General features: G+C 63.3%; 16 protein-coding genes. 2 read left to right on the top strand and 14 right to left on the bottom strand.

Going from position 1 to position 15,635, the window contains the following annotated elements:
* Window positions 1-359: 359 nt before the first annotated feature.
* The 3 genes from A3840_RS03215 to A3840_RS03205 form a co-directional block, all read right to left on the bottom strand.
* Window positions 360-638 carry a DUF6894 family protein gene (locus A3840_RS03215; protein ID WP_067451764.1) on the bottom strand — a complete coding sequence of 93 codons (279 nt, stop codon included), beginning with the start codon at window positions 636-638 and terminating at the stop codon, window positions 360-362.
* 68 nt (window positions 639-706) lie between these two features.
* Window positions 707-1,273, bottom strand: a complete 567-nt coding sequence (locus A3840_RS03210; RefSeq protein WP_245676539.1) for a flavin reductase family protein — start codon at window positions 1,271-1,273, stop codon at window positions 707-709.
* Window positions 1,274-1,495: 222 nt separating this feature from the next.
* Window positions 1,496-2,098 carry a superoxide dismutase gene (locus tag A3840_RS03205; RefSeq protein ID WP_067451761.1) on the bottom strand — a complete coding sequence of 201 codons (603 nt, stop codon included), beginning with the start codon at window positions 2,096-2,098 and terminating at the stop codon, window positions 1,496-1,498.
* Window positions 2,099-2,248: 150 nt separating this feature from the next.
* Here A3840_RS03205 and A3840_RS03200 point away from each other — a divergent pair, with 150 nt between their 5' ends.
* A complete protein-coding gene (locus A3840_RS03200) occupies window positions 2,249-2,860 on the top strand; it encodes a helix-turn-helix transcriptional regulator (RefSeq protein WP_425388834.1) in 612 nt (203 codons plus the stop codon).
* Window positions 2,847-3,335, top strand: a complete 489-nt coding sequence (locus tag A3840_RS03195) for a group III truncated hemoglobin (RefSeq protein ID WP_205633333.1) — start codon at window positions 2,847-2,849, stop codon at window positions 3,333-3,335. The genes A3840_RS03200 and A3840_RS03195 overlap by 14 nt, the downstream gene beginning before the upstream one ends.
* Before the next feature lie 21 nt (window positions 3,336-3,356).
* Here A3840_RS03195 and A3840_RS18945 read toward each other — a convergent pair whose 3' ends face one another.
* The 11 genes from A3840_RS18945 to A3840_RS03150 form a co-directional block, all read right to left on the bottom strand.
* The gene (locus A3840_RS18945; protein ID WP_082903614.1) at window positions 3,357-3,554 is read right to left on the bottom strand and encodes a hypothetical protein; all 198 of its coding nucleotides are present in this window, start codon (window positions 3,552-3,554) and stop codon (window positions 3,357-3,359) included.
* A 23-nt stretch (window positions 3,555-3,577) separates the two neighbouring features.
* Complete coding sequence (locus A3840_RS03190; RefSeq protein ID WP_082903613.1) at window positions 3,578-4,612, bottom strand: MFS transporter; 1,035 nt, start codon at window positions 4,610-4,612, stop codon at window positions 3,578-3,580.
* A 100-nt stretch (window positions 4,613-4,712) separates the two neighbouring features.
* A complete protein-coding gene (locus A3840_RS03185) occupies window positions 4,713-5,654 on the bottom strand; it encodes a family 43 glycosylhydrolase (RefSeq protein ID WP_067451755.1) in 942 nt (313 codons plus the stop codon).
* A gap of 100 nt (window positions 5,655-5,754) precedes the next feature.
* A complete protein-coding gene (locus A3840_RS03180; RefSeq protein ID WP_067451752.1) occupies window positions 5,755-6,672 on the bottom strand; it encodes an ABC transporter ATP-binding protein in 918 nt (305 codons plus the stop codon).
* Window positions 6,669-7,697, bottom strand: a complete 1,029-nt coding sequence (locus A3840_RS03175) for an ABC transporter ATP-binding protein (protein WP_067451749.1) — start codon at window positions 7,695-7,697, stop codon at window positions 6,669-6,671. The genes A3840_RS03180 and A3840_RS03175 overlap by 4 nt, the downstream gene beginning before the upstream one ends.
* 157 nt (window positions 7,698-7,854) lie before the next feature.
* Window positions 7,855-8,712 carry an ABC transporter permease gene (locus A3840_RS03170; protein WP_067451746.1) on the bottom strand — a complete coding sequence of 286 codons (858 nt, stop codon included), beginning with the start codon at window positions 8,710-8,712 and terminating at the stop codon, window positions 7,855-7,857.
* Window positions 8,713-8,715: 3 nt separating this feature from the next.
* On the bottom strand, window positions 8,716-9,720 hold the full coding sequence (locus tag A3840_RS03165; RefSeq protein ID WP_067451743.1) for an ABC transporter permease: 1,005 nt from the start codon (window positions 9,718-9,720) through the stop codon (window positions 8,716-8,718).
* Between the two features lie 20 nt (window positions 9,721-9,740).
* Window positions 9,741-9,908: a hypothetical protein gene (locus tag A3840_RS19570; RefSeq protein WP_165603112.1), complete on the bottom strand. Its 168-nt coding sequence runs from the start codon at window positions 9,906-9,908 to the stop codon at window positions 9,741-9,743.
* Window positions 9,909-10,161: 253 nt separating this feature from the next.
* The gene (locus tag A3840_RS03160; RefSeq protein ID WP_067451983.1) at window positions 10,162-12,042 is read right to left on the bottom strand and encodes an ABC transporter substrate-binding protein; all 1,881 of its coding nucleotides are present in this window, start codon (window positions 12,040-12,042) and stop codon (window positions 10,162-10,164) included.
* 315 nt (window positions 12,043-12,357) lie between these two features.
* Window positions 12,358-13,869 (bottom strand): arabinosylfuranosidase ArfA, encoded by a 1,512-nt coding sequence (gene arfA, locus A3840_RS03155; RefSeq protein WP_067451740.1) that lies wholly within the window; start codon window positions 13,867-13,869, stop codon window positions 12,358-12,360.
* Between the two features lie 142 nt (window positions 13,870-14,011).
* Window positions 14,012-14,941 (bottom strand): ArsR/SmtB family transcription factor, encoded by a 930-nt coding sequence (locus tag A3840_RS03150; RefSeq protein ID WP_067451737.1) that lies wholly within the window; start codon window positions 14,939-14,941, stop codon window positions 14,012-14,014.
* Between the last annotated feature and the right edge of the window lie 694 nt (window positions 14,942-15,635).

Raw genomic sequence — 15,635 nt, 5'->3', positions numbered from 1 at the left:
GTGGGACATTTGGCCCATCCAAGGAGCAAGCCATTGCCGGAAAATGCCGCATTTGGGCAAAGCGTTTTCCCGCCGCGCAAAGCGAAACGGTGTTTACCTCTTGTTAAACTCTAGCACTCTGGTAGTCTTATGGGATCACAATGCAGGTGCATTTCATGCCGAAGCTATCCCAATACGTGTCCTACGCGGCCCTCGCCGCCGCGCTCATCCTCGGCTTCGCGGTCACGGCCCATGCGGGGCTTTTCTTCTAGGCTTGGTGCTTGCGCCGACCCCTGTTGAAGCGCGATCCTCGGAAGACCTCATGGTGAGCCTGTCGAACCACGAGGTCGGGAACGCCGGCACTGCTCCGGCGCCGCCCCTCAATGCAGCCGTGCCGGCTCCACCGGGCTTGCCGGGCCGTCGCCCACTTTCGGGCCCGCCCAGAACACCACATAGAGCAGGTCCTGCCCCGTCGCGTCGGTGATCTCGATGGAGCGCGGCGCATCCATTTCGCCGCCTTCGCCCGCGATTCGCTCGATGATGGCGCGGCCCATCTCGGCGGCATTGTGCTCGGCCGCCTCGAGATTGGCATGCTCGCTGCCCGCCTCGTCGCGGATCAGGGCTTCTTCGGTGCGGTAATGGAAAAAATAGCGCGGCATCGGACTTCCCTTATCGGGGATGAACGTCGGGCGGCGGAATATGTTGCCGCCCCAACCGGTTCAGTCTGTCATTGCTCGGCGGCGCCGTCGAGCCTGCGCAGTCCGTGATAAGTGTGGCGCTGCCACAGCAGCGGCGCGCGGGCCGGATCGGTCTCGGCCTCCACCACCGCGCCGGCAAACAGCACATGCGTGCCCGTTTCCATGGCCCCGATCACCTCGCAATCGAGCATGGTCACCGTCCCGCGCAGCAGCGGCTGGCCCGAGGGCCAGGCGCCCCAATCTCCGATATCGAACCTCTTCTCGGGCGCCACATGGCCGGCAAAGGCATCCCCGATGGCGTCCTGGTCCTCCGCCAGCATGGCCAGCGAGAAGCCGCCGGTCTTGGCGATGAAATCGGCCAGCCGGCTGACGATGTCGATCGACACCAGTACGGCGGGCGGCTGCGCCGACAGCGACAGCACCGCCGTGGCCGTCCGTCCCACCCGCTCGTTGCCCCGCTGTGCCGCCACCACGTGCACGCTGGAGGCCATGCCGGACATGGCGGCGCGAAATTCCTTGTCGCTCACCGCGGGGCGGCGAAGCGGCCGGAGAGCCATGCTGTCGGGCAGGTCGAAATCGGGCATGAGAATGGTCATCGCGTATAATCGCTAAAGGTGCAAACGTTTGGGCGCGTTCGGCGCAGCGGCGCTGTCGCTCCCTCCCCCTTAAGGGAGAGGGCAGGGGCCCAGTGCTGCCGTCATTGCCGGGCTTGTTCCGGCAATCCGTCGTGCCACCGAACATGGACCACCGGGTCCCCGGGTCGAGCCCGAGGATGGCCCGGTGGTGACGTCTCGGATAAAGGCCGGCAAAGCCCGCCTTTATCCCAAATTCGCTTCGGCGAACTCGTAGTTCGCCAGCTTGTCGAGGAAATTGCTCACGTAATCGGGGCGGCGATTGCGGAAATCGACATAATAGGAATGCTCCCACACATCGAGGCCGAGCAGCACCTTGCCTTCCCCGGTCGCCAGCGGGTTGGAGCCGTTCGGGGTCTTGGTGGTCTTGAGCTTGCCGTCAGTGCCCAGCACCAGCCAGGCCCAGCCGGAGCCGAACTGGGTGGTGGCGGCGGTCTTGAAGCTGTCCTTGAACGCGTCCACCGAACCGAAATCCTCGACGATCTTGGCTTCCAGCCGCCCCGGCAGCTTGCCGCCATCGCGCGACAGCGCCTGCCAGAAATGGATGTGGTTCCAGTGCTGGCCGGCATTGTTGAACACCGGCGCCAGGTCGGCCTTGTCCTTGGCGAAGGCGACGATCTCTTCGAGCGACTTGCCGGCCAGGTCGGCATTCTTTTCCACGAAGCCGTTCAGCGCCGTCACATAGGCCTGGTGGTGCTTGCCGTGGTGCAGTTCCAGCGTCTCCTGGCTCATGCCTTTGTCGGCCAGGGCGGAAACGGAATAGGGCAGGGTAGGGAGGGAGAAGGTCATGTTGTCGCTCCTTTCGGGGTGGACTGGACAGGATTGACCGGAACGTTTAATTTCCAAGTAATGGCTTTGAAAACCCTTTCCGCAGATATGTCAAGTTCAGGCTTGGAAAATGCGTCCTGGTCGCCGCGCAATCCTGCCGAGCGCATTCTCATGGCGCTCAAGATGTCCGGCTCCCTGTCCGCCTCGACGCTGGGCGAGCGGCTGGGCACTTCGGGCGAGGCGGCGCGCCAGCAGCTCGTGCGGCTGGCAGAAGAGGGCCTGGTCGAGGCGCACAGCGCCGCCGCCGGCCGGGGGCGCCCCACCCAGCTCTGGAGCCTCACCCCCTCGGCTCAGGCCCGTTTCCCCGATACCCATGCCGCCCTCACCGTGCAATTGCTCGATATCGTCCGCGCGCAATTGGGCGAGGCCGCGCTCGACACGATCATCAGCGCCCGCGAGACCGATACCAAAGCGGCCTATGAGGCCGCCGTCGCCTCTGCCGGCGATCTCAAGTCCCGCGTCGCCGCCTTGACCGATCTGCGCAGCCAGGAAGGCTACATGGCCGCCTGGACCGAGCTGCCCGATGGCTCGCTGCTGCTGGTGGAAAATCATTGCCCCATCTGCGCCGCCGCCACGGCCTGCCAGGGCTTCTGCCGGGCCGAGCTGGACGTGTTCCGCGCGGTGCTCGGACCCGACGTCACGGTCGAGCGGCAGGATCATATCGTGTCGGGCGGCCGCCGCTGCACCTATTCCATCAAGGCCCGCACCGATGTCCCTGCCTGATCGCCCGCCCCCCGGCACCCGTCTCACCCGGATCGGCTGGGAAACCCCCGAGGGCCTCGACGAAGCCATGATCGGTGCCGTGGTCGACGCCTTCTATGCCCGCGCCCGGCGCGACGACGTCATCGGCCCGGTCTTCAATCGCGTCATCCCCGATGCCGAATGGCCCGCCCATCTCGCCAAGATCGCCGATTTCTGGAGCTCCATGCTGCTCGGCACCGGCCGCTATGACGGCCGCCCCATGCCCAAGCACATGGCCATTCCCGAATTGTCCGACGCCCATTTCATGCGCTGGCTGCGCCTCTTCCGCGAAACCGTGGAAGAACTCTGCCCCCCGGACATCGCCGCCCTCTTCACCGAACGCTCCGAACGCATCGGCAATTCCTTCCGCATGAACATCTACATGCGCCGCGGCGACGACATCACCCAGATGGGCCCGCTGAAACGCGAAGCCGCCCCGGTGTGGAAGCCGGAATAGGGGCAAGCTTCATCGCCATCCTCAAGGGTTAGTCGGTTCGTCCGCGGGCATCGAGGCGTCGCGGAACCGCGAGAGCAGCAGAACCGTCCCCGTCGCCAGCATCATCGCGCCCGCAATTGCCAGCGCCACCCGATCGCCGAACTGTAGCGCCAGCCACCCGCCCAGCGGCGCCGCCAGCGCGATCAGGCCCCAGTTTATCGAGCGGATCGTCGTGTTCATCCGTCCCCTCAGGCGCGAGGGCGTCACCGCATTGCGGAGCTCATCTCCAGGGGGCCACGCAAGCCAAGCCCTATGCCATAGACGAATTGCGCAGCGCAGAATGCGTAGAGCAGGAGGTCCGTCTGTGGCGCCACCGCTATCGCCAGCCAGGCGAACCCGGTCAGGAAGTCGCAGAACAGGATGGCCTTGCCCGTCCCGAGCAGTCGCGCCGTGCGTTCCGCCACTCCCGCCCCGATCACCCCGGCCAGCCCCGCCACGCCCAGCGTCAGCCCCACGGCGCCCGCGTCCAGCCCCAGGCGCGTCGCATGGAAGATGTAAACCGTCCCGGCAATGGCATTCCCGATGAACCAGGCATGCAGGCAAAGGGCATAGGGCGCGAGGAACGGATGCCGATAGACCCAGGCGATACCCTCCCTCAGATCGGCGCCGAGTGAGGATGAAGGCCCGCGCTCGGCTGGCCGCCCGCCGGGTACCCCCGCCAGCAGCATTGCCGAGATGGCATAGGTCGCGGCATTGATCAGCATCGTGACCGGCGCGCCGACGACACCGGCCAACGCCCCCGCGATCAGCGGCCCCACTGTCTGCGCTGCCGTATAGGTCTGGGTCAACGCCACGTTGCCCGAGGCCAGAAGGCTCGGAGGCAGCAGGTCGGCGGTGAACGATTGATGTGCCCCGCCTTGCAGGACCGCGGCGGTGCCGAGCAGGAAGACCAGCACGGCCACCCCAAGCGGGGAGAGCATGCCCAACAGGCCCATTCCGGCAATCGCCAACAGCAGCACGCAACTCGCGATGTCGGTGGCGATCAGCAATGTCTTCCGCTGCACACGATCGACGATCACACCCGCCAAGAGCCCGAACAACAATGAAGGCAGCCATTGCGCGGACCGCACCCAGCCGATCTCCAATTGGTCGGCATCGAGCACGTGGATCAGCAGGAGCTGCAGCGACAGCCCGAAAATGAAGATGCCGAAATTCGAGAGCCCGTCAGCCGCCCAGAGTCGCACGAAGCCGGGATAACGCAGCAATTGACCAAATGACGCCCGTTCAACCTTGGTCACTGCGTCTCCGTCCTGAAGGTTGAGCCATCATGCGGTCCCGGCGGCGAGCCGGCCGGTCGGCCGGCATGAGCGGAGGAACCGCGCACCTTCATGCCGCGCCCTAAGCCAGCAGCGCCAGTCCCGCCGGCACATCCCGCTCGAACACCAGGTTGCCGTCCACCACGCTCAAGCGCGCCTGATGAATGGCAGTCGCCCGCGCCGCCACATCCGGCGGCCCCTCGGGCTGGCCCTTTTCGTCCCATTGGCAATGGGTGAAATAATACATGGCCGCGTGCTCGCCATTGACCACCACATCGGCATGGCGCACGAACCTCTTGTCCATCGGGTCCGCCCCGGGTTCTCCGCCCACAAGGCTCTGCCGCGTCCAGTTCAGCGTGTCGTCCGAGCGGTACACCGCCTGTCCGCGCCATTCGTCGGTGATCAGCCAATACCAGCCGCCCATCTCGAAGACATTCGGCCCTTCATGCGGCGGCGCCTCCGGCGATCCGGGCAGCACCAGCCCTTCCAGTTTCCACTCCATCATGTCCGTGCTGGTCGCGCTCCAGGTGCTCGAGCCCTGGCCCTCGTCCTTGTACCACATGCGCCATAGCCCATCGGGGCTGCGGAACACGCAGGCATCGATGCAATTATTGCTCGAGAGTTTCAGCGGCCCCACGCGCGTCCAGTTTTCGAGGTCGGGGCTGGTGAAATGGGTGATGGTCCGCGCCACCTTCCAATGCGTCGGCGTGCCGGAAATATAGCTGAGGAACATGTGATATTGTCCCTCGGCCCAGAGCACTTCCGGCGCCCAATGGGTGTTGAGCCCATCATCGCCCGGCGCATCCAGCCCCTTCACCGTGCCGCGATAGGTCCAACTCCCGCCACCATCCTTCGACACGGCCACCCCGATGGGCGAGCCATGAATCCAGCCGAAGCCCGGCGCATCCATCTGCGCCCGGCGATTGGTGTAGAACATCCAATATTCGTCCGTGCCTTCCTTACGGACGACAACGGGATCGGCGGCGCCATCCTGAATGGGGTCGCGATAGATCGGCGCGCTCATCTTACCTCTCCCTCCGGGGAAGAGAGCCTGCCCTCGGGCCAAGACCCGAGGGTCGGCGCGTAGCGCCGGGTGAGGGGGCCTTCCGTCCGGATGATGGCCATCATGCTCCTTCATACACCCTGACGCTGCGCCCATCGGCCCGGTCCACCAGCCGCCCCGGCTTGCCGACCATATCGGTGGCCAGGCTGACCATTGCCGGGTCCGTCGCCAGTTTCCCCGCGCCCGCATCGTCGGTGGAGAGGACCGAGGCCTTGAGCAGCCGCGAATAGGGATGCTCGGGATTGTCCAGCACCGTGCGCGCATCCCCCATTTCCACGATCCGCCCACGCTGCATGATGATCAGCCGGTTGGAGATGTAATAGGCCGTCGCCAGGTCGTGCGTGATGTAGATGACCGAGACGCCCAGGTCGTCGCGCAGGCTTTTGAGCAGGTTGACGATGCTCATCCTGAGGCTCGCATCCACCATGGACACCGGCTCGTCCGCGATCAGCAGCGGCGGATTGGGGATCAGCGCCCGCGCGATGGCGCAGCGCTGCAATTGCCCGCCGCTCATTTCGTGCGGAAACCGCCCGCGCACCTCCTTGAGGCTGAGGCCCACCTTCTGCAGCGCCTCGTCCATGGCCTTGTCGATCACGGCCTTGTCCGTGGTGTGGAGAAACCGCCGCGCCGTGCTTTCCAGGTAGCGCTCGATTTTCTTCAGCGGATTGAACGCCTCGAACGGGTTCTGGAACACCGGCTGCACATTGGCCATGAAGTCCAGCCGCTTGGCGCGCCCATGCCGGTCCACCTTCTGCCCGCGAAACAGGATTTCCCCTTCGGTGGGGTCTTCCAGCCCCAGGATCATCCGCGCCAGCGTCGTCTTGCCGGATCCCGATTCCCCGATAATGGTGAAGATTTCGGGCTTTTCCGCCGAGAGCGAGAAATTGGCGTCCACCACCGCGTCCACCACCTTGCGGCCGAACAGCCCGCCCATGGTGAAGCGTTTCGAGACATTGCGAATATCGAGCAGGCTACTCATGCCATTTCTCCCGCCGGCGCCGCCGCGTTGACCAGCGGCTCCACATCCTGCCAGCGCCAGCAGGCGCTGCGATGATCGGGCGCCACCGTTTCGAGCGGCGGCACTTCCTTGCGGCATTTGTCCACGGCCAAGGGGCAGCGCGGATGGAAGCGGCAGCCCTGCGGCGGATCGGCCAGGTTCGGCGGTCTTCCTTCGAGGGCCGGGCGCTGCCGCGTGTCGCCGATGCGCGGCAGGCTGGCCACCAGATGCGCCGTATAGGGATGGCGCGGCGTGAAGAACATCTGCCGCGTCGGCCCTTCCTCCACCAGCCGCCCGGCATAGATGATGCCCACCCGGTCGGCCACATTGGCATGCACGCTCATGTCATGGGTCACGAACACCACCGAGGAATTCATTTCCTTCTGGATGTCGCGGATCAGGTTCAGCACTTCCTTCTGCACCACCACGTCCAGCGCCGTGGTCGGCTCGTCGGCAATGACGAATTCGGGATGGCACACCGTCGCCAGCCCGATGGTCACGCGCTGCCGCATGCCGCCGGACAATTCGTGCGGATAGGCCCGCAGCACTTCGGGCGGCAGCTTGAGCCGCGCCAGGTGTCCCAGCACCCGCTCCTCGAACGCCTTGCCGCTTAGCCCCAGCGGCCGCGATGCGAAATCGTGGAAGGTCTTGCCGATGCGGCGCACCGGGTTGAGCACGCTCATCGAGCCCTGCATGATGTAGGACAGGTGCCGCCAGCGCACCGCCTCGATCTCGGCCGGGCTGGCCCGTGCCACGTCGATCGGCCCGGTCTTGAAATCGTATTTGACGCTGCCCGACATGATGCGCAAAGGCGGGCGGATGGCGGCGGCCAGCACCTTGATGAAGCTGGTCTTGCCCGAGGAACTCTCCCCGGCAATGCCATAGACCTCACCCTTGCGCACATTCATGGTGATGTCGTCCACGGCGCGGACTTCCCGCTCCACGCCGAAATAATTCATCTGGTAATAGGCCTTAAGCCCTTCGACCGTGAGGATATTGTCCGTCATCGCACGGTTCCTTCTGCGATATCGCGGCTATCACCGCGCGGTTCCCTCCCCTTGATGGGGAGGGTTAGGGTGGGGTGGGGCAGCACATGCGGTGCGCGTGACTCACCCCCACCCTTGATCCCTCCCCACAAGGGGGAGGGAGACGACTGCACCGCCCTCATGCCCCCATCCTCCGCAACCGGCTGCGCGGGTCGATATATTCGTTCATCGAGATCGCCAGCAGGAACAGGCCGAGAAAGGTCATGACGATCAGGATCACCGGGATCAGGATCCACCACCACACGCCCACCACCATGGCGGAGTGCGAATTGGCCCAGTACAGCACCGTGCCGATGGTGGGATTGTTAAGATTGGTGAAGCCCAGCACCGCCAGCGTCACTTCGAGCCCGATCGACCACAGCATGTTGTTCATGAACGTCGAGAACACGATGGGCATCACATAGGGCAGGTGCTCTTCCAGAAGCACCTTGCGCGTGCTCATCCCGGCGAACACCGCATGGCGGGTGAATTCGCGGTGCTTGAGGCCCAGGGCCACCGAGCGGATCAGCCGCGCGTCGAACGGCCAGCCGAAACAGGCCATGATCAGCGCCAGCGTGAAGCTGTCCATATTGTTGCGCAGCACGAAATAGAACAGCACCAGGATGGGAAAGATCGGGATGGCCACGAAGATGTCGTTGACGAACATCAGCACCCGGTCGACCCAGCCCCCGATATAGCCCGAGGCCAGCCCCACCGCGATGGAGATGATGCGGCTGAGCACCGCCACGGTGATGCCGAAGATCAGGCTGTTGCGGAAGGCGGCGGACAATTGCCAGAACAGGTCCTGCCCGCGCGAATTGGTGCCGAACCAATATTGGGCCGAGGGCGGCTGGTCGGGGATGGCCACATAGATCAGCGTCGGATCGACCGGCGAAAAGAAGCTCAGCGCGGCGAACAGCACCACGATGGCGACCAGCGCCAGCCCGATGGCGAATTCGATATTGTAGCGGATGAGGTCGCGGAGAATGGAAAACATGGCTTACTCCGCACGCACGCGAGGATCGAGCAGGGGGTGCAGCAGGTCGACGATGAAGATCGCCCCCGCCACGGCGGTGATCGAGACGGTCGACACCGCCAGCACCAGCGAATAATCGCCCCAGTTCACCGCATCGATCAGCAGCGAGCCCAGGCCGGGATAGTTGAACACCTGCTCGGTGATGACCGTGCCCGAAAACACCCCGCCAATGGCCATGGCCAGGGCGGTGATCTGCGGCACCATGGCATTGCGGATCACATAGCCGCCGGCAATGGTCGAGCGCTTGACCCCGGCCAGTTCGGCATAGGTCACGTAATCGTCGTTCACCACATTGCTGACCAGCGCCCGCATGCCCAGGAACCAGCCGCCGAAGCCCACCAGCACCAGCGACAGCGCCGGCAGGATGGAATGCTGCAGGATCGAACCGGCGAATTGCCAGGACAGCCCCGGCCGCACATCCATGGCAAAGCCACCCGAAACCGGCAGGATGGGGAAGAAATAGCCGAAGATGATCAGGAGGATGAACGCCACCACGTAATAGGGGATGGGCTGGATGCCCATGGCCACCAGCCCGAAGGCCTTGAGGAAGCGGTTGTCGGGATTGTAGCCGGCCAGCGCGCCGAGCAGATTGCCGATGATGAAGGTGATCATGGTCGAGGTGACCAGCAGGCCCAGCGTCCAGGGCATGGCCCGGCCCACCAGGTCCATGGCCGGCGTGGGGAAGGCCAGTAGCGACGGGCCCAGATCGCCGCGCAGCAGCCGCGTCCAGAAATTGAAATATTGCTGCAATATGGGCTGGCCGGTGCCGTACATCTCGGTCAGCGCCGCGCGCGTCGCCGCGATGGCCTCAGGCGAGAGATTGGAGCGCGCCGAAAGCCGGCCCAGCACCTGCTCCACCGGATCGACCGGCGACAGATGCGTCACCAGGAATGTGGCCGAGATGCCGCAGAAGATAACGGCGAGCAATTGCAGCAATCTCTTGCCCACGAACCATAGATAGCCCTGCATCTGGCCTCCTCAACTAACCTTCATATCGCCGCATCACGGCGCATCGTCGATGCTTCGGCGCGGCGGTCTTCAACTTTCATCGCCGCCCCAAGATATTCGCTCTGGGGCTTCATTGATCCACCGACATCGTGGAGGTCCAGGCATTGGCGCGCCGGAAATGCCCGCTCGACGAGGGAGTACACTTGCATGCTTGCCACTCTTGTTTTCCGGCTCCATCGCCTCCCTCCCCCCTTGAGGGGAGGGAATGAGGGTGGGGGTTCAGGCCTATCAGCAATCGCCACAACCATGTGAGTACGCTGCACCTCCAGAACCCCCACCCCGGCCCTCCCCTCAAGGGGGAGGGGGCGAAAGAACCAAACCTGCTACGCGAACCGAACCAAACCACCCAAACCCAAACACCTCCAAGCGGCCCGGCTTGCGCCGGGCCACCAGGGGAGGACCCTATGACGCCCCTTCGACGGGCGTGATCTGGGTGAAGATGTAGCGGCCGTTCGACCAATTGGTCACCGGATTGGCATAGGGGTTCTCGGCATTGGGCCAGCCGGTCCAGAACCGGTTCGACTGCACCGAGAACACGTTATAGGCCATGATCGGGATATTCGGCATTTCCTCCAGATGCAGCTTCACGAATTCATGGCCATATTCGATGCCCACGGGATCGTTGAAGTCGCTGTTCCGGATTTTTTCGATCAGTTCGTCCAGGCGCGGATCCTTCCAGCGCATCCAGTTGCGGTCGGGCTGGGACTGGCCGGGCTCCACCACATATTCGGAATGATAGCTGTCGAGGAAGAAGCTGAGGTCGGGGTGGCCGCCCCAGGTTTCCACGGCCCAGGCGATATTGACCTCGTAATTGCCGACGCGCTGGCGGTCCCAGGTATCGGAGGCCGCTTCCATCTGCGCGCCGACGCCGTTCTGGGCCCAGGTCTGGGCGATGATCGCGCCGAGGCGGTTGACCACGCCGTCGGTTGGCACCATCACCGAGAAGCTGAAGGGCTGCCCGTCCGGCATCATCCACTGATTGCCGTTCTTGGTGAAGCCGGCCTCGGTGAGCAGGGCTTCGGCGGTCGCGATATCCTGCTTCCACCAGCCATAGCCGAAGGCGTTGCGGATCGCATCTTCGTCGGTCGGCGCGTCGGGGAACTGGCCGCGGACCATGTCGGCGATCTGCATGCCGATGGTGGGATCGTATGGCTTGACCGTGTTGCCGCCGGCCGTGATCTCGTAGTTCGTCATGAACTCCTGCAAAGGCGCATGATAGTCGCGCGGATGCGTGCCGGTCGGCGGCACCGAGATCGCCGACAGCGTCGCCGCGCCGCGATAGGAGGCCATGGACATGGCGCGCGCATCGAGCATGAGCGCCAGGGCCCAGCGGACGCGCTTGTCCTGGAATTTGGGATTCTGGTGATTGAAGATGGCCATCACCAGCGTCGGATCGGGGTGGGCATAGGGGAAGCCCGGGAACCAGCCCTGGATTTGCGGGTCCTGCTGGATGATCGAGAACGTGGCTTCCGGCGACAGGTCATGCACCATGTCGAGATTGCCGTTGCGCATCTCGATCAGCCGGTTATCGGCATTGATATTGTTGCGATAGATGATGAATTTGGGCGTCGGCTCGCCGATCATGCCCAAGGCGGTGCGCTGCCAGTCCTCGCGGCGCTGCCAGATATACCAGGTGCCGTTCGGATCGTAGGAATGCAGCGTGTACGGCCCCAGGCTCACCGGCGGATCGTTCGGGAAGCTGAGGATGTCCTCGACGCCTTCGAAGTGATGCTTGGGCATAATCCAGGCGCCGGTCCAGCGCACCGAGAACAGCGTGTGGAAGCGCGAATTGGGGCCCTTGAGGGTGAAATGCACCGTATAGGGATCGACGGCTTCCACCGTCTCGACCTGGGCATTATAGGCGCCGTTCTGGGACAGGCCGGGCGTCGCCTTGTGCTTTTCGACCGTGAACACCACGTCGTCGGCGGTGAACTCGACGCCATCGCTCCAATAGATGCCCTGCTTCAGCTTCACGGTCATTTCCGTGAAGTCCTCGTTATATTCCCACAGATCGTCGGCCAGCGAATTGTAGATGGCGTTCTCGCTGGCGCCCTCGATGCCCGCATCGGGATCGATCAGCCAGAACGTGTCGGTGGTCAGCTGGTGCAGGCCGTTGGAAATGCCCGCGCCGGCGCCCACCACCCAATTGTTGAACCAGCCCGGATTGCGGATCACGCCTTCCGGATTGTGGATGATCAGGGTTTCGTTGCGCGGAAATTGCGCCAGGTCAGGGGCGGTGCCCTGCGCGTCCTGCGCCAATGCCAGCCCGTTGCCGGCCACCATCAGGGTGCCGACGGCGGTGCTGCCGATCAAAAAATGTCGTCTGTCCATGTAATCCTCCCACTTGAACGCGTTGCCGCATTCCTTTTGCGCGAGGCTCCTCGACCCCGCGATAAGTCATACTTTAGCGAGGGCTCTTTCTCTGTCAATGTGGTTTATGATGTAAATCCAGAACTATGATATAAAATTGAATGAGGGCCCATCGCTGCCGATGGACCCTCATTTCCTTTGGGTGCGGGGCTCAGTGCTAACAGTCTGCTAACCTATTGCCCCGCGATGCTAAAATGCGTTGGCCGATAATCGTGGCCGGCCTGCGCCTCAGATTTTGACGCGAACCATCTGATAGGAATAGGGCGGCAAGGCGACCGTCAGCTTGCCGTCGCCGATCCGGGCTCCGTCGCCCTTGCGCGGCGCCACTTCTTCCTGCGCCTTGGCCGTATTGACCGCCTTGAGGTCCGGATGCGTCATCACCTGATGGTCGATGATCGACGCATCGCCAAAGCCTTGCAGGCTGATTTCGGTGTCGATGCTGTCCGTGGTGTGGCGGTTGACCAGGAAGAAGGTCAGCCTCCCCTCGTCCTCGTTATGCACGCCCGACACGTCCACGAACGGCGTTTCGGCCGCATGGGTCGTTTCGTAGCCCGGCGAGCTGGCCACCAGCTGCAAGGCCGTGCCGCGACCGAAAACCGAAGCGAAATAATAGGGATAGTAGATCGTTTGCGCCCAGGCCGGCCCGCCCTTTTCGGTCATGATCGGGGCAATGACATTCACGAGCTGGGCGATACAGGCGATCTTCACCACGTCCGAGCGGCGGATGAAGGTGTTGAGGATCAGCCCCACCATCAGCACGTCTTCGAAATTGTAGATGTCTTCCAGCAGGCCCGGCGCATGCGGCCAGCCATTGCCGCCGTCGAGGATTTCGCGGTCCTTCTTGTTGGAATGATACCAGACATTCCATTCGTCGAAGGAAATGGTGATGTCCTTCTTCGACTTCTTCTTCGCCTTGACCTGCTTGATAGTCGCCGCGACCGTGTCGATATAGCGCTCCAGCTTGTGGCTCAGCCCGAGATAGTTCGGCGTATTGTCGTCGCGATTGGCGAAATACATGTGCAGGCTGATATGATCGACATGATCATAGGTGTGCTCGAGCACGATGCGTTCCCAATCGGGGAAGCTGGGCATGTCCATATGCGAGGAGCCGCACACGATCAGCTCCAGGCTCTTGTCGAACATGCGCATGGCCCGCGCCGTATTGGCGGCCAGCTTGCCATATTCGTCGGCATCCTTATGGCCGACCTGCCAGGGGCCGTCCATCTCGTTGCCGAGGCACCACATCTTGACGTTCCACGGCTCCTTGCGCCCGTTCTTGATGCGCAGGTCGCTCCAATAGGAGCCACCGGGATGGTTGACATATTCGAGGAAATTGCGGGCGTCGTCGACGCCGCGCGAGCCCAGGTTCACCGCCAGCATCATCTCGGTGCCTACAGTCGCGCACCAATCGGCGAATTCGTGCACGCCCACCGCATTGCTCTCGGACGTATGCCAGGCCAGGTCCAGCCGGGTAGGGCGCTCCTCGCGCGGCCCGATCCCGTCTTCCCAATTATAGGCGGAGACAAAGTTACCCCCGGGATAGCGCACCACGGGTACATTGAGCTTCTTCACCAGCTCGGCCACGTCGCCGCGCATGCCGTTCTTGTCGGCGCTGGGGTGGTCGGGCTCGTAGATCCCCTCGTAGATGGCGCGGCCCAGATGCTCCAGAAAAGCTCCATAGACACGATCGTCGATTTTGGAGATCGTAAAATTCTTGTTCGCGATAACGGTCGCTTTCACCGAGGCCTCCCACTAATCCCATTTTGCTGATTTATATCAGTTATGGTGTTTTTAGCGGCCGTCGCGGCGCGGTGCAAGCCTTATTGTATGATTTTTGCCATGCGTGTTCGTACGCGCCGTTCAGGGCTCGTGGAACGCCCGCTCAGGGCGCGGTATGCAGGCGCAGGATGATGTCCTGGTCGTAATTCCCAAAACCCCGGCCGAAAATATTGATGCCCCCCGGGTGTTTGGCATCGGGCTTCACCGCGATCCGCAACCGGATCGAGTGATGGTTGGCCAGGTCGAGATCGGTCAGCGAGACCGGCGAGATTTTCATGCCGTCCACATAGGTGCCGTCATTGGTCACCCGCCAGTTCTTGAGCTTGCCATATTGGCTGCCCTTCAGCTTCCACCAGTCCGGCGTATAGACCCCGCGCTTGTCGCCATAATCGCCGGTCGACATCCAGGTGCCGATTTCCGTGCCATTGACCGAAAGCGTGATGTCGCTGGGCCAGTCCGCCGAGGTGCCGGGCACTTCCGAGCTCAGCTCCATGACGAATTCCATCGTCGTGATGGTGTTCTGCGCCAGCTTGGCATTGTTGGGAAACTGGTATTCGAGGAAGCCCCGGGTGAACCAGATCAGCCCGGCCTTCATCCGGTCGGGATCGAGGAAGGTGTCGGGCACGTCGAGCAGTCCGATAATGCCGTCGCTCGAGCACAGCCCGCAGGGCGCCGATACTTCGCAGCTCGTATAGAGCCCGAGCGGCATCGCCACCTCGATCGTGTTCGAGCGCAGCGGCGTGATGTCTTCCTTGAACATCACCAGCACTTCATCGAACGTGGAATGGCAGATCTTCTGGTTGCCCTTGCGCGCCTTCTGCGTCTCGGTGCGGATCAGTCCTGCCGTTTCCAGGATTTGCAGATTGGTCGAGACCGTCGATTGCGGCAGGCTCAGCCGCTCGGCAATGTCATTGCCGTTGAGCGGCCCTTCCACGTGCAGCAGCTTGAGAATCTTGATGCGGATGGCCGAGGCGAGGCCCTTGAGCACTTCGAGCCCTTCCTCGGGATCGACGACCAGAAAATTACGGCTCATGGAATTTTGCCACGCGGGAGAAAAAGGACGGCAATTGTGTATCAGGAAACCTGAACCAATCAACCCCGCCTTGGCCGGCAGTGCCCTCAGGCCTTATCTCCGGCGCGCGAGCCTGGCTTGATCACCTTTCCCGATACAAACCAGTCGCCACACGCGCTACGCCAGCGGCTCGCCTTTGAACGCCCTCGGGTCAAGCCCGAGGGTGACGAGCGGTGGGTGTGGCAAACACCCGGCCCCCACCTCCCCCTTGATGGGCTTCGAGCCGTCCCGAAGGGCAAATCTCTCCGGTGGAGAGATTTGAGGCGAGAAGGCTATGAGCGCTATGCGCGAATGGCGGGGTGCTATCCCAAACACCGGCCCCCACCTCCCCCTTGACGGGGGAGGTAGCGCAGCTTGGCCGAAGGCCTAGCGGAGCTAGGAGGGGGTGCCGGCAGGCACTGGCGCTAGAAATTAAACACCCTGCCGCCCATCCCCCCACCCCATCCCTCCCCGCAAGGGGGAGGGTGCCGCATCGAGTTTGCCGAACGACCCACCCCAACGACCCACCCCCATGCACCGCACCCCCACCTCCCCCTTGATGGGGGAGGTAGCGCAGCTTGGCCGTAAGGCCTAGCGAAGCTAGGAGGGGGTGCTCCCAGGCACCGGCCTGATTTGGCACCCTGCCGCCCATCCCCCTCACCCGTCTCGGGCTTCG

This window comes from Devosia elaeis, from assembly GCF_001650025.1.
GTDB lineage: Bacteria > Pseudomonadota > Alphaproteobacteria > Rhizobiales > Devosiaceae > Devosia > Devosia elaeis.
Note: the sequence above shows the minus strand (reverse complement) of the source record. Positions and strands in the feature narration are given on the sequence as shown.